Origin of the sequence: Streptomyces sp. MCA2 (genome assembly GCF_023544705.1) — a bacterium.
Lineage (GTDB): Bacteria > Actinomycetota > Actinomycetes > Streptomycetales > Streptomycetaceae > Streptomyces > Streptomyces decoyicus.
The window spans coordinates 161,811-174,503 of the sequence record NZ_JAMJFM010000005.1 but is presented as its reverse complement, the minus strand read 5'-3'; the positions used below and the strand labels follow the sequence as shown (position 1 = coordinate 174,503).

Here is a 12,693-nt window from a genome sequence, read left to right as displayed (position 1 = left end):
GTGGCGTGGCGCCTCAGTGCCGTTCGGACTTGGCGCTGCGCGACATCAGCTCCTTGAGGGCGACCATCGGCGGCTTGCCCTCGTGGACGATCTCCACGACCGTCTCGGTGAGCGGCATGTCGACGCCGTGCCTGCGGGCCAGATCCAGTACGGATTCGCAGGACTTGACGCCCTCGGCGGTCTGCTTGGTGACCGCGATGGTCTCCTGGAGCGTCATTCCGCGGCCGAGGTTGGTGCCGAAGGTGTTGTTGCGCGACAGCGGCGAGGAGCAGGTGGCGACGAGGTCGCCCATGCCGGCCAGACCCGCGAAGGTGTGCGCGTCGGCGCCCATGGCGAGGCCGAGCCGGGTGGTCTCGGCCAGACCGCGGGTGATCAGGGACGCCTTGGCGTTGTCGCCCAGGCCCATGCCGGTGGCGATGCCGACGGCGAGCGCGATGACGTTCTTGACCGCGCCGCCCAGTTCACAGCCCACCACGTCGGTGTTGGTGTACGGGCGGAAGTAGGAGGTGTGGCAGGCGGTCTGGAACCGCTGGGCGACCGCCTCGTCGGCGCACGCGACGACCGCGGCGGCCGGCTGCCGGGCGGCGATCTCCTTGGCGAGGTTGGGGCCGGTCAGCACGGCGACCTGCTCCGCCGGCACCTTCGCGACCTCCTCGATGACCTCGCTCATGCGCTTGGCGGTGCCCAGTTCGACGCCCTTCATCAGGGAGACCAGGACCGTGCCGTCGGGCAGCAGGGGCGCCCATTCGGCGAGATTGCCGCGCAGCGTCTGCGCGGGCACGGCCAGCACGGCGAACTCCGCGCCGTGTGCTGCCTGTGCCGGGTCGGTGGTGGCCCGTACGGACGCGGGGAGCTCGATCCCCGGCAGATAGTCAGGGTTCGTACGGCCGTTGTTGATGGCGTCGACCAGGGCCGTCCGGCGCCCCCACAGGGTCACCTCGCATCCCGCGTCGGCGAGCACCATCGCGAAGGCGGTACCCCAGGACCCCGTGCCGTAGACGGCGCAGCGCGTCACTTGCTTTCATCCTCCTGTGCCTGCTGGGTGCTTCGGGCCTGCTGCGGGCCGACGGCCGGTTCGGGGGCGGCGGCCGCGGCCGCTGTGGCGGCCTTGGCGGCCTCCCGGGCGGCGCGGCGCTCCCGGGCGATCGCCTTGCGCCAGTCGTACGGTTCGGCCGGCGCGGGCTCACCGCGGAGGCCGGCCAGCTGCTCGGAGATCGCGGCCATGATGACGTCGGTGGCGGCCCGCAGCACCTCCGCGGTCGGCTCCCGGTCGTAGAACGCGCTCAGGTCGACCGGCGGCCCCGCCTTCACCCGCAGCGTCTTGCGCGGCAGGAGGCGGAGCTTGTTCTCCGTGGCGTACGGCGGCATCGCGTCATTGGCGCCCCACTGGGCGACGGGGATGACCGGCGCCTTGGTCAGCAACGCCACCCGGGCGGCACCGGTCTTGCCCTGCATGGGCCACAGCTCGGGGTCGCGGGTGAGGGTGCCCTCGGGGTAGAAGGCGACGCATTCGCCCTTCTCGATGGCGTCGACGGCGGCGCGGAACGCGGTCGCGGCGTCGGTGGTTTCCCGGTACACGGGGATCTGTCCGGTGCCGCGCATCATCAGGCCCACAAAGCCGCTCTTGAAGAGTCCGGCCTTGGCGAGGAATCGGGGGACCCGCCCGGTGTTGTACTGATAGTGCGCATACGAGAGCGGATCAAGATACGAGTTGTGGTTGACCGCGGTGATAAATCCGCCGTCGGCCGGAATGTGCTCCATTCCCTGCCAGTCCCGCTTGAACAGAACCAAGAGCGGCGGTTTGCAGATGACCGCGGCCAAGCGGTACCAGAAGCCGATTCTGCGGCGGGACACTGGGACACCCTCCTTGTGGGACCTGCAAAGCTGCTGCGGGCCGGCAGCCGCACAAGTGTCGCCCCAGGTACCCGCTATGTCGAGGACACCGTAACCCCGACGCTCCCGCGGAGCGGCGGCAGCAGGTGAGAATGGCGCCGATGCGAAGAGACGGAACAGAGGGCGGAGCAGAGGCGGCCTGGAGCCTGGTCGTGCCGCTGAAACCGCTGGTGCGGGCCAAGAGCAGGCTCTCCGGGGCCGCCGGTGAGGAGTTCCGTCCCCGACTGGCCCTCGCGTTCGCCCTGGATACCGTGGCAGCGGCTCTGGCCTGCAAGGACGTCCGGGATGTGGCGGTTGTCACGGACGACAGGACGGCCGGCGAGCGCCTGGCGGCGCTGGGAGCGCGCATCGTGCCCGACACACCGGCCCGCGGGCTCAACGCCGCACTGGTCCATGGAGCGCACGCCGTCCGGGCGCGTCGCCCGGACGCGGCGGTCGCCGCGCTGAACGCCGACCTTCCCGCGCTGCGGCCCGCCGAGCTGGAACTGGTGCTCCATTCCGCTGCGCAATTTCCCCGTGCATTTCTCGCGGATGCGGCGGATATCGGGACAACACTTCTGACCGCGACTTCCGGAGTGGAATTGGAACCGGCATTCGGAAGTGCGTCACGGGCCCGCCACCTGGCATCCGGGGCGCACGAGATCACCGCGCCCGGGGTGCCCTCGGTACGGCGGGACGTGGACACCGGCGAGGATCTGCTGGCCGCGCTGGCACTGGGCGTGGGCCCGCACACGGCGCTCCAGGCGCCGCATCTGGCGGGCGGCGCGGCAACCGGGGCCGTCGCGCCGGACGGACCACAGCGGCTGCTGCCGCCGCAGGTCAGAGCGTCTGGAGCGTGATCAGGGCGATATGCCGGTCGGCCCCGTCGCCGGTGACGTCGATACGGACCCGCTGGCCGGGCCGCAGCAGCAACAGGCCGCCGGCGTCGAAGGCCGCCGCGTCGAAGGGCAGCGGGGTGCCGTCGTCCAGCAGCACGCTGCCGGAGCGGGTCTCGGAGTCGTACGTATACGCGGTGGCCTGCATGGAAGAGAGCCTAGACGGCCCCCGGACGCACCGCGGGCCGGGCTCCCCGAAGGGAGACCGGCCCGACGCGTGGCGTCGCCGCTGCTGCTGAATCAACGCTTGCGCGCGGTGGTCTTCTTGGCGGTGGTCTTGCGTGCGGTGGCCTTCTTCGCGGGGGCCTTCTTCGCCGTGGCCTTCTTGGCCGGGGCGGTCTTCTTCGCCGTCGCCTTCTTGGCGGTGGTCTTCTTGGCCGGGGCCGCCTTCTTGGCGGTGGCCTTCGTGGCGGTCTTCTTCGCCGTTGTCTTCTTGGCGGTGGTCTTCTTCGCCGGCGTGGCCTTCTTCGCCGCGGCCTTCTTCGCCGTCGTCTTCTTCGCCGTCGCCTTCTTGGCGGTGGCCTTCTTGGCGGCGGCCTTCTTGATGGCGGTGCCACCGGAGAGGCTGCCCTTGGGTGCCTTCTTGACGGCGACCTCTCCGCCCTTGGGGAGCTTCTTCGAGCCGCTCACCAGGTCCTTGAACCCCTGACCGGCGCGGAAGCGCGGCACCGAGGTCTTCTTGACCCGTACGCGCTCACCCGTCTGCGGGTTGCGGGCGTAGCGGGCCGGGCGGTCGACCTTCTCGAACGAGCCGAATCCGGTGACCGAAACGCGGTCGCCGGTGACAACTGAACGGACGATTGCGTCCAGTACGGCGTCCACCGCGTCCGCGGCGTTCTGGCGGCCGCCGAGCTTGTCGGCAATGGCTTCTACGAGCTGCGCCTTGTTCACGTCTTCCCCTTCGGAGACATTGCTGGAACGAAAGATTCCAAGCTTTTTCGCACGTTAGGCAGATATATACCGCAAATCAAACACGAAACGGGCTAATCACCCTTGTGCCGCAACGAAGTCGACCTTCACGGACTTCCGTCGGCGCGCACATCTTCGGGATAGCGACCTTCGTCGAGGTCTTCCATGAAGCACTCCAGACGCCTTGCCGCGTCCGCAAGATCGTGTTTAGCCGCGGCCGTGATGACGAGCAGCTTCCGGGTCAGCGCCATCCGTACGCCCTCCGGGACTTGCAGTGTGCGCACTCTTGTATGTGCGTCCTTGAGCCGGTCGGCGACGAGACCGTAGAGCTCGAGTTGGTCGTCGCGTTCCATGCGCTAATTGTGCCATCTGCGGCGAGTTGTCGCTTCACGGGGCCTCAACAGCCGCCTGAACAAGCAGAAGCGCCCCCTGCCAACTGCACAGGGGGCGCATCGTACGCAATATAGCTTTGAGCCATAAAACCCGAGGTCAGACCTCGATAGTACGCGGCTTGAACGACGGCCTGTTCGCCTCGTAATCCACGATGGACGACTCCTCCCGAAGGGTGAGGCTGATGTCGTCCAGCCCCTCCAGCAGACGCCAACGGGCGTTCTCGTCCAGCTCGAAGTCGGCGGTGACACCCTCGGCGCGCACCTGCCTGCCGACCAGGTCAACCGTCACCTCGGCGGTCGGGTCGGCCTCCAGCAGCTGCTGGAGCCGGTCGACGGTCTCCTGCGGCAGGACCACCGTCAGCAGCCCGTTCTTGAGGGAGTTGCCACGGAAGATGTCGGCGAACCGCGAGGAGATGACGGCCTTGAAGCCGTAGTTCTGAAGCGCCCAGACGGCGTGTTCCCGCGAGGAGCCGGTACCGAAGTCGGGGCCCGCGACCAGCACCGTGGCGCCCTTGTACCGCTCCTGGTTGAGGACGAACTGCGGGTCCTTGCGCCAGGCCTCGAAAAGCCCGTCCTCAAAGCCGTCGCGGGTGACCTTCTTGAGCCAGTGAGCAGGGATGATCTGGTCGGTGTCGACATTGCTGCGGCGCAGCGGGACGGCCCGTCCGGTGTGGGTGGTGAAAGCTTCCATCATTCTCAGACTCCCGCGGGCGTGGCGACGGCTGCGTCGGACAGATCGGCCGGAGAGGCCAGATGGCCGAGAACCGCCGTTGCGGCGGCGACCTGCGGCGAGACCAGGTGCGTACGACCGCCCTTGCCCTGCCGGCCCTCGAAGTTGCGGTTGGAGGTGGACGCGGAGCGCTCACCGGGTGCCAGCTGGTCGGGGTTCATGCCCAGGCACATCGAGCAGCCCGCGTGCCGCCATTCGGCCCCCGCCGCGGTGAAGACCTTGTCCAGGCCCTCGGCCACGGCCTCCAGGGAGACCCGGACCGAGCCGGGGACGACCAGCATCCGCACGCCGTCGGCGACCTTGCGGCCCTCCAGGATGTCGGCCGCGGAGCGCAGGTCCTCGATCCGGCCGTTGGTGCACGAACCTACGAAGACGGTGTCCACGTTGATCTCGCGCAGCGGCTGGCCCGCCGTCAACCCCATGTACTCCAGGGCCTTTTCGGCGGCGTAGCGCTCCGAGGCGTCCTCGTACGAAGCCGGGTCGGGGACGTTCGCCGAAAGCGGTGCACCCTGGCCGGGGTTGGTGCCCCAGGTGACGAACGGGGCCAGCGCGGAGGCGTCGATGTGCACCTCGGCGTCGAAGACCGCGTCGTCGTCGGTGCGCAGCGTCTTCCAGTACGCGACCGCGGCGTCCCAGTCCTCGCCCCGGGGGGCGTGGTCACGGCCCTCCAGGTAGTCGAAGGTGGTCGCGTCGGGGGCGATCATGCCGGCCCGCGCGCCCGCCTCGATCGACATGTTGCAGATGGTCATCCGGGCTTCCATCGACAGCTTCTCGATGGCCGAGCCGCGGTATTCCAGGACGTAGCCCTGGCCGCCGCCGGTGCCGATCCTGGCGATGATCGCCAGGATGAGGTCCTTGGCCGTCACACCGTCGGGCAGCTCGCCGTCCACGGTGATCGCCATGGTCTTGAAGGGCGCCAGGGGCAGCGTCTGGGTGGCCAGGACGTGCTCGACCTGGCTGGTGCCGATGCCGAACGCCAGCGCGCCGAAGGCGCCGTGGGTGGAGGTGTGGCTGTCACCGCAGACCACGGTGGTGCCGGGCTGGGTCAGTCCCAACTGCGGTCCCACGACGTGGACAACGCCCTGCTCGACATCGCCCAGCGGGTGCAGCCGGACGCCGAACTCGGCACAGTTCTTGCGCAGCGTCTCCAGCTGGGTGCGCGAGACCGGGTCGGCGATCGGCTTGTCGATGTCGAGGGTCGGGGTGTTGTGGTCCTCGGTGGCGATGGTCAGATCCGTACGACGGACCTGGCGGCCGGCCTTGCGGAGGCCGTCGAAGGCCTGCGGGCTGGTGACCTCGTGCAGCAGGTGGAGATCGATGAAGAGAAGGTCGGGCTCGCCTTCCGCGCGCCGGACGACATGGTCGTCCCAGACCTTCTCCGCGAGTGTCCGTCCCATCGCTTTCCCTCCGGCCGGCCGCAGTGCCGGCCTTTCTCGTCTGTGCGTGATGCCCGCAGAATTCCCCTTGCCGGGCCTTACGCCGGGCCCTGGTCCAGGGCCACACCTACAGATTGACGACTTTCCTGGAAAACTGAACTTGCGTTTCACAGTGTGAGACGCGAGTATCGTTGCATGGACAACTCTAGCGGCGTCGGCGTTCTCGACAAGGCAGCTCTGGTTTTGAGTGCCCTGGAGTCCGGTCCGGCCACCCTCGCCGGGCTGGTCGCGGCGACAGGGCTCGCACGACCCACGGCCCACCGGCTGGCCGTGGCACTGGAACACCACCGGATGGTGGCGAGGGACATGCAGGGCCGGTTCATCCTGGGCCCGCGCCTGTCCGAGCTGGCCGCGGCGGCCGGCGAGGACCGCCTGCTGGCCACGGCAGGACCGGTGCTCACGCATCTGCGCGACGTGACGGGCGAGAGCGCCCAGCTCTATCGCCGGCAGGGCGATATGCGGATCTGTGTGGCGGCGGCGGAACGGCTGTCCGGACTGCGGGACACCGTCCCGGTCGGCTCCACGCTCCCCATGAAGGCGGGCTCGGCCGCCCAGATCCTGATGGCCTGGGAGGAGCCCGAGCGGCTGCACCGCGGCCTTCAGGGCGCGCGCTTCACGGCCACCGCCCTGTCCGGCGTACGGCGCCGCGGCTGGGCCCAGTCGATCGGCGAGCGGGAGCCGGGCGTGGCCTCGGTCTCCGCGCCCGTACGGGGCCCCTCCAACCGCGTGGTGGCCTCCGTATCGGTCTCCGGACCGATCGAGCGGCTGACCCGCCACCCCGGCCGGATGCACGCCCAGGCGGTCATCGACGCGGCGGCCCGCCTCTCCGAGGGGCTGCGGCGCACCGGCTGACGCGGCGCGGCCCCGCCCTGCGCCCCCTCGGGGCCGGCAGGGCGGGGCCGCGTGCCTTTGCGCTCAGGCCGCCATCCGGTCCGCGGCCCGCTCCCCGCGCCGCCCGACCGGCACCGTCCCCAGGGCCTCCCCCAGCCCGAACGACGGCATATTGATGTAGATGCTCTCGTACGAGCCCGCCGGGACGACGTAGGTCTCGTGCCAGAAGCCGACCTTGTCCCGCCCCTCCCGTGCCCGCCGGTTGAACGCCGCCCAGGCCGGCCGGTGCTCGCCGCCCTGGTCCGTGGCGTACGCGAACAGCTTCTCCTTCGAGTCCCAGTACTGGAGGACGGCGAAGTGCCTCGGCAGCCCGGGCAGCAGCCGGTAGCCGATCATCCCGCTGTCCGGATCCCGGGCCAGCTCCTTGATCATGCGCGGCATGGCCAGGAACACCGGAAGCCAACTGCGCACCGCGCGCCAGCTGTTGAAGCGCATCCCGATGAGGAAGACCACCACCTCCCGCTCACCGTCCGTCGTCATCCGCCCTTGCACCGGCTTACCGCTCATGACGCCCCCTTCGACTCATTGGATAGCGTCGCTATCCATGATTGGATAGTGACACTCTCCAAGGGAAGGTGCAAGGGGTATGCGACTGGCGGAGCTGAGCGAGCGCAGCGGGGTATCGACCGCCACGATCAAGTACTACCTGCGCGAGCGGCTGCTGCCTCCGGGCCGCCGGATCACCGCGACCCAGTCCGAGTACGACGAGGAGCATCTGCGGCGGCTGCGTCTGGTCCGGGCGCTGATCCAGGTCGGCCGGATCCCCGTGGGCACCGCCCGGGAGGTCCTGGCCGCCGTCGAGGACGATTCCCGGGACCAGCTCTCCCGCCTGGGGACGGCCGTCGAGGCCCTCCCCCACGGCCCGGAGCCCGACGAGAGCGACCCCTCCACGGCCGTCGGCCGACGCACCGCCACCGCGCTGATGCGGCAGGTCGGCTGGCGGTTCAGCCTCGGCATCGCGGACGAATTCCCCGCCTTCCGCATGCTCGTGGGCGCCATCGCCGCACTGCACCGCCTCGGCTACGCCTGCGACCTCCCGCATCTGCTGCCCTACGCACAACAGGCGGCGCAGCTCGCCGTCGCCGACCTGGATCTGGTCGAGGAGTTCACGACTCCGGCGGAGCAGGTGGAGGCGGCGGTGGCCCTGACCGTGCTCTACGAGCCGGTGCTGCTGAGCCTGCGCCGGCTGGCGGAGGCGGAGGAGTCCAACAGGCGCTTCGGCAGCGGCAGTTGACACGAAAAGGCCCCCCGCATGATGCGGGGGGCCTTTCCTTCTTGTACCCCCGACCGGATTCGAACCGGCGCTACCGCCTTGAGAGGGCGGCGTGCTAGGCCGCTACACAACGGGGGCAAGTTTTCTTGCAGTTGACGTGTCCCGAGGACACACTGCGCTGGGCTACCAGGACTCGAACCTAGACTAAATGAACCAGAATCACTCGTGCTGCCAATTACACCATAGCCCATGGTGGTTTAGACCAGTACCCCCGACCGGATTCGAACCGGCGCTACCGCCTTGAGAGGGCGGCGTGCTAGGCCGCTACACAACGGGGGCCCTAGCGATCCTCCACGCGACCGGAGTCGCGTGGGCTCTGCATCGTCGCATCCGGGAGCGACCCGAAGGAGACGGAGAGGAAGGATCTGTACCCCCGACCGGATTCGAACCGGCGCTACCGCCTTGAGAGGGCGGCGTGCTAGGCCGCTACACAACGGGGGCCTGGTACTGCGATCAAGAAACCTTCAGCACGGTCACGGTGGACCGAAAGATCTCTTGCTGGGCTACCAGGACTCGAACCTAGACTAACGGAACCAGAAACCGTCGTGCTGCCAATTACACCATAGCCCACCAAAACTCAACCCCCCGTAGGGGGTTTGTTTGGTTTGCGCTTTCCGGCCGGGCCTTTCGGCCCTCTCGGGCGGCGCAGGAAGAACATTACCTGATCGTGGACGGCGCACCAAAACCGGTAACTCGGCGCAAGAGCTCGGGGAGCTCCGCCAGGCCCGCGATCCGCCGCACCCCCGGCGGCAGCTCCTCCCCGGCCTTCTCCCCAGTGCCCGTACGGTCCAGCCATACGGCCCGCAGCCCCGCGTCCCGGGCGCCGAGCGCGTCGATGTCGAGCTTGTCGCCGACGTAGACCACTTCGCCGGGCGTTAGGCCAAGCGCCTTACAGGCGCCGTGGAATGCCTCCGCGGCGGGCTTGGCGTACCCCAGTTCATCGGCGCAGAACACCGCCTCGAAGGACCCGCGGATCCCGAGAACGGCCAGCTTGCGCTCCTGGTTGGCGGTGGTGGCGTTGGAGAGCACGGCCTGCCGTACCAGCGGCGCCAGCGCCGCCAGTGCGGGCGCGGAATCCGGGAAGAGCGTCCAGGACGCCTCGTAATGGGCGATGTACCGGGCGAACCAGGCATCCGCCTCGGCGTCGGGGAGGAGCGGGGTCCCCAGGAACGTCCTGGCCCGGGCCCTGCGGTGATCGAGGAAGCCCACCTCACCGGCGAGGAAGCGGGCGAACTCGGTCTCCATGACTGTCCGCCAGCGCTCCAGTGCGGCCTCCTCGCCGCCGTGTGCGGCAAGGAGGCCCTCGGCCCGGAGGTGGCGCAGCGCGCCGGCCCGGTCCGAGCCCGTGTAGTCGAAGAGGGTGTCGTCGAGGTCCCACAGGACGGCGCGCGGGGGCATGACAGCAATGTAGCGGAGCGCTCCGGACAGGCCACGGGCCCGGAAGCCGCACGGCTTCCGGGCCCGTGGGCACTGCTGCGGGGTCAGCCGGCCAGCTTGGCCAGGGCCGCGTCGATGCGCTGGAGGGTGCGCTCCTTGCCGAGGATCTCCAGGGACTCGAAGAGCGGCAGGCCGACCGTGCGGCCGGTGACCGCCACCCGGACGGGGGCCTGTGCCTTGCCGAGCTTGAGGCCGTGCTGCTCGCCGGCGGCCAGGACGGCCTCCTTGAGGGGCTCGGGGCCGGACGTCCAGTCGGCGGCTTCGAGCGTGGCGCGGGCGGTGGTGAGCAGGGCGACTGGGTCGCCCTTCATCGCCTTCGTCCAGGACGCCTCGTCCTCGACCGGCTCCTTGCGGAACAGGAAGTCGACATTGGCGGTGATGTCGGAGAGGACGGTGAGGCGGGTCTGGGCGTGCGGGGCGATGGCCTGCCAGGCGGCCTCGTCGAAGTCCGCGGGCTCCCAGTTGGCGTGCGGGGCCTTCAGCCAGGGCTCGCAGGCCGCGATGAAGTCCTTCACGTCCAGCTGCCTGATGTGGTCGGCGTTGATCGCCTCGGCCTTCTTCAGGTCGAAGCGGGCCGGGTTGGCGTTGACGTCCGCGATGTCGAACTTCTCGATCAGCTCGGGGATGGAGAAGATGTCCTGATCCGCCGAGAAGGACCAGCCGAGCAGCGCAAGGTAGTTGAGCAGGCCCTCGGGGAGGAAGCCGCGCTCGCGGTAGAGGTTGAGGTTCGCCTGCGGGTCACGCTTGGAGAGCTTCTTGTTGCCCTCGCCCATGACGTAGGGCAGATGGCCGAAGGCCGGGACGGTCTTGGCGACGCCCAGCTCGATCAGCGCCTTGTACAGGGCGATCTGGCGGGGGGTGGAGGAGAGCAGGTCCTCGCCGCGCAGGACGTGGGTGATCTCCATCAGGGCGTCGTCGACGGGGTTGACGAGGGTGTAGAGGGGCGCACCATTGGCGCGGACGATGCCGTAGTCCGGAACGTTCTCCGGGGTGAAGGTCAGCTCGCCGCGCACCAGGTCGGTGAAGGTGACCGGCTCGTCGGGCATCCGGAAGCGGACGATGGAGGTACGGCCCTCGGCCTCGTACGCCGCCTTCTGCTCGTCGGTCAGCGTGCGGCAGGTGCCGTCGTAACCGGAGGGCCGGCCGGCCTTGCGGGCCGCGTCGCGGCGGGCGTCCAGCTCTTCGGTGGTGCAGTAGCAGTGGTACGCGTGGCCGGCGGCGAGGAGCTTGTCGGCGACGTCCTGGTAGATGTCCATGCGCTGCGACTGGCGGTACGGCGCGTTCGGGCCGCCGACCTCGGGGCCCTCGTCCCAGTCGAAACCGAGCCAGTGGAAGGAGTCCAGCAGCTGGTTGTAGGACTCTTCGGAGTCGCGGGCCGCGTCGGTGTCCTCGATCCGGAAGACCAGGGAGCCCTTGTTGTGCCGTGCGTAGGCCCAGTTGAACAGGGCGGTACGGATCAGGCCGACGTGGGGGTTACCGGTCGGGGAGGGACAGAAACGGACGCGGACGGGGGTCGCGTTAGCCACGCTTGATCACCTTGTTGGTGAGAGTGCCGATGCCTTCGATGGTGACGGCGACCTCGTCGCCGACGTTGAGGGGGCCCACCCCGGCCGGGGTGCCCGTGAGGATGACGTCGCCGGGGAGCAGGGTCATGGCCTCGGTGATGTGGACGATCAGGTCCTCGACCGGGCGGACCATGTCGCTGGTGCGGCCGAGCTGCCGTTGTTCGCCGTTGACCGTGCACTGGACGGCGAGGCCCGCGGCGATGTCCTCGGGGGTGAGGCCGGTCTCGACCCAGGGGCCGAGCGGGCAGGAGCTGTCGAAGCCCTTGGCCCTGGCCCACTGCTTCTCGCGCTGCTGGACATCGCGTGCGGTGATGTCGTTGGCGCAGGTGTAGCCGAGGATGACGTCCTTGGCGCGCTCGCGGGGCACCTCACGGCACATACGGCCGATGACGACGGCGAGCTCCGCCTCGTGGTGCACCTCCTGGGAGAAGGAGGGGTACGCGATGGGGTCGCCGGGGCCGATCACCGAGGTGGACGGCTTGAAGAAGGTGACCGGTACGTCCGGGACGGCGTTGCCCAGCTCGGCGGCGTGTTCGGCGTAGTTGCGGCCGATCGCCACCACCTTGTTGGGCAGGACCGGCGGCAGCAGCCGGACCTTGTCCAGGGGGACCTTCTGCCCCGAGCGCTCGAATTCTGCGAAGGGATGCCCCTTGATGACGTCGAGTTCGTCGCCTTCGAGGACGCCGAAGCCGACGTTGCCGTCGATGGAGAATCTGGCGATGCGCACGGGTTGCCGCTGCCCCTCATTGATCACTGGCCGGAGTTGACACTCCAGGCTATCGCGGGGCTGCTGCCGATCCGGCGACGTCCTACGCCGGGACGTTCTGCACGGGGGCGTCCATCAGGACGGTGCGGCGGGGATTGGCGGTCTGGGCCGGCAGGTCGATGGTGTGCTCCGGCGCCTGGATGACCTCGGTGCCGAGCTCGTCGGCGTCGTTGAGGTGGGCCAGGGTGGTGCGCCGCGGGTTGGCTATGTTGCGGAACATCATCGTCGTCTTCACTGCTGCATGCCTCGCGTCATCAAAGGTCGGGAAAGGGCCTGAGGAAAGCTGCCTTGTCACACAGGGCAACTGTGTAAAGCGTCAGGCTATGCAGCCTATTCCCTGCGACGTCCGGGGAATCTCCACGATCTTCTTGTGAGTTTGCTCACGAACTGTGCGACAAATGCCGCATTTCCCATGATCAACATCCCTGGGCGAATCGGACAATGGCGGATTGAAGTGCACGTTCCACTCCCGATCACCGCACCTGGGGCAGCCAGCACAGGCGAACGACTCGCGGGCAAAAGTCCG

The 12,693-nt window shown here is 69.0% G+C and carries 15 protein-coding genes and 5 tRNA genes; 3 read left to right on the top strand and 17 right to left on the bottom strand.

Annotated features, from left to right (window positions below; genetic code table 11):
• Positions 1-13 precede the first annotated feature (13 nt).
• Together M8I34_RS06185 and M8I34_RS06180 are read right to left on the bottom strand one after the other, a co-directional pair.
• Complete coding sequence (locus tag M8I34_RS06185; RefSeq protein WP_308371943.1) at positions 14-1,015, bottom strand: NAD(P)H-dependent glycerol-3-phosphate dehydrogenase; 1,002 nt, start codon at positions 1,013-1,015, stop codon at positions 14-16.
• Complete coding sequence (locus tag M8I34_RS06180; protein ID WP_250048261.1) at positions 1,012-1,854, bottom strand: lysophospholipid acyltransferase family protein; 843 nt, start codon at positions 1,852-1,854, stop codon at positions 1,012-1,014. Before M8I34_RS06180 ends, M8I34_RS06185 begins: the two co-directional genes overlap by 4 nt.
• 140 nt (positions 1,855-1,994) lie before the next feature.
• On the opposite strand from M8I34_RS06180, the gene cofC reads away from it, so the two are divergent.
• Entirely contained in the window at positions 1,995-2,732 is a 738-nt protein-coding gene (gene cofC / locus M8I34_RS06175; RefSeq protein WP_250048260.1) for a 2-phospho-L-lactate guanylyltransferase, read from the top strand.
• Here the strand turns inward: cofC and M8I34_RS06170 are convergent.
• The 5 genes from M8I34_RS06170 to leuC all read right to left on the bottom strand — a co-directional run bounded on the left by M8I34_RS06170 (position 2,713) and on the right by leuC (position 6,196).
• On the bottom strand, positions 2,713-2,916 hold the full coding sequence (locus tag M8I34_RS06170) for a hypothetical protein (protein WP_250048259.1): 204 nt from the start codon (positions 2,914-2,916) through the stop codon (positions 2,713-2,715). The genes cofC and M8I34_RS06170 overlap by 20 nt on opposite strands.
• 92 nt (positions 2,917-3,008) lie before the next feature.
• The gene (locus M8I34_RS06165) at positions 3,009-3,659 is read right to left on the bottom strand and encodes an HU family DNA-binding protein (RefSeq protein WP_250048258.1); all 651 of its coding nucleotides are present in this window, start codon (positions 3,657-3,659) and stop codon (positions 3,009-3,011) included.
• Between the two features lie 125 nt (positions 3,660-3,784).
• The gene (locus tag M8I34_RS06160) at positions 3,785-4,030 is read right to left on the bottom strand and encodes a hypothetical protein (protein ID WP_244418538.1); all 246 of its coding nucleotides are present in this window, start codon (positions 4,028-4,030) and stop codon (positions 3,785-3,787) included.
• 136 nt (positions 4,031-4,166) lie between these two features.
• Entirely contained in the window at positions 4,167-4,760 is a 594-nt protein-coding gene (gene leuD / locus M8I34_RS06155) for a 3-isopropylmalate dehydratase small subunit (RefSeq protein WP_250048296.1), read from the bottom strand.
• Positions 4,761-4,765: 5 nt separating this feature from the next.
• On the bottom strand, positions 4,766-6,196 hold the full coding sequence (leuC, locus tag M8I34_RS06150; protein WP_250048257.1) for a 3-isopropylmalate dehydratase large subunit: 1,431 nt from the start codon (positions 6,194-6,196) through the stop codon (positions 4,766-4,768).
• Between the two features lie 174 nt (positions 6,197-6,370).
• On the opposite strand from leuC, the gene ndgR reads away from it, so the two are divergent.
• Positions 6,371-7,087 carry an IclR family transcriptional regulator NdgR gene (gene ndgR, locus M8I34_RS06145; RefSeq protein ID WP_030982239.1) on the top strand — a complete coding sequence of 239 codons (717 nt, stop codon included), beginning with the start codon at positions 6,371-6,373 and terminating at the stop codon, positions 7,085-7,087.
• A gap of 63 nt (positions 7,088-7,150) precedes the next feature.
• Here ndgR and M8I34_RS06140 read toward each other — a convergent pair whose 3' ends face one another.
• Positions 7,151-7,633 carry a DUF4188 domain-containing protein gene (locus M8I34_RS06140; RefSeq protein WP_250048256.1) on the bottom strand — a complete coding sequence of 161 codons (483 nt, stop codon included), beginning with the start codon at positions 7,631-7,633 and terminating at the stop codon, positions 7,151-7,153.
• 79 nt (positions 7,634-7,712) lie between these two features.
• Between M8I34_RS06140 and M8I34_RS06135 the strand changes: the two genes are divergently transcribed.
• The gene (locus M8I34_RS06135; protein ID WP_250048255.1) at positions 7,713-8,360 is read left to right on the top strand and encodes a MerR family transcriptional regulator; all 648 of its coding nucleotides are present in this window, start codon (positions 7,713-7,715) and stop codon (positions 8,358-8,360) included.
• A 44-nt stretch (positions 8,361-8,404) separates the two neighbouring features.
• Here M8I34_RS06135 and M8I34_RS06130 read toward each other — a convergent pair.
• The 9 genes from M8I34_RS06130 to M8I34_RS06090 all read right to left on the bottom strand — a co-directional run bounded on the left by M8I34_RS06130 (position 8,405) and on the right by M8I34_RS06090 (position 12,402).
• A tRNA-Glu gene (locus M8I34_RS06130) sits at positions 8,405-8,477 on the bottom strand.
• Positions 8,478-8,517: 40 nt separating this feature from the next.
• Positions 8,518-8,589, bottom strand: a tRNA-Gln gene (locus tag M8I34_RS06125).
• Positions 8,590-8,605: 16 nt separating this feature from the next.
• A tRNA-Glu gene (locus M8I34_RS06120) sits at positions 8,606-8,678 on the bottom strand.
• 89 nt (positions 8,679-8,767) lie between these two features.
• Positions 8,768-8,840 (bottom strand) — tRNA-Glu (locus tag M8I34_RS06115).
• Positions 8,841-8,897: 57 nt separating this feature from the next.
• Positions 8,898-8,969 (bottom strand) — tRNA-Gln (locus M8I34_RS06110).
• An 87-nt stretch (positions 8,970-9,056) separates the two neighbouring features.
• Complete coding sequence (locus M8I34_RS06105) at positions 9,057-9,797, bottom strand: HAD family hydrolase (protein WP_250048254.1); 741 nt, start codon at positions 9,795-9,797, stop codon at positions 9,057-9,059.
• A gap of 83 nt (positions 9,798-9,880) precedes the next feature.
• Complete coding sequence (gene gltX / locus M8I34_RS06100) at positions 9,881-11,362, bottom strand: glutamate--tRNA ligase (RefSeq protein ID WP_250048253.1); 1,482 nt, start codon at positions 11,360-11,362, stop codon at positions 9,881-9,883.
• Entirely contained in the window at positions 11,355-12,128 is a 774-nt protein-coding gene (locus M8I34_RS06095; protein ID WP_030982232.1) for a fumarylacetoacetate hydrolase family protein, read from the bottom strand. The genes gltX and M8I34_RS06095 overlap by 8 nt, the downstream gene beginning before the upstream one ends.
• 82 nt (positions 12,129-12,210) lie before the next feature.
• Positions 12,211-12,402 carry a hypothetical protein gene (locus M8I34_RS06090; protein ID WP_250048252.1) on the bottom strand — a complete coding sequence of 64 codons (192 nt, stop codon included), beginning with the start codon at positions 12,400-12,402 and terminating at the stop codon, positions 12,211-12,213.
• Between the last annotated feature and the right edge of the window lie 291 nt (positions 12,403-12,693).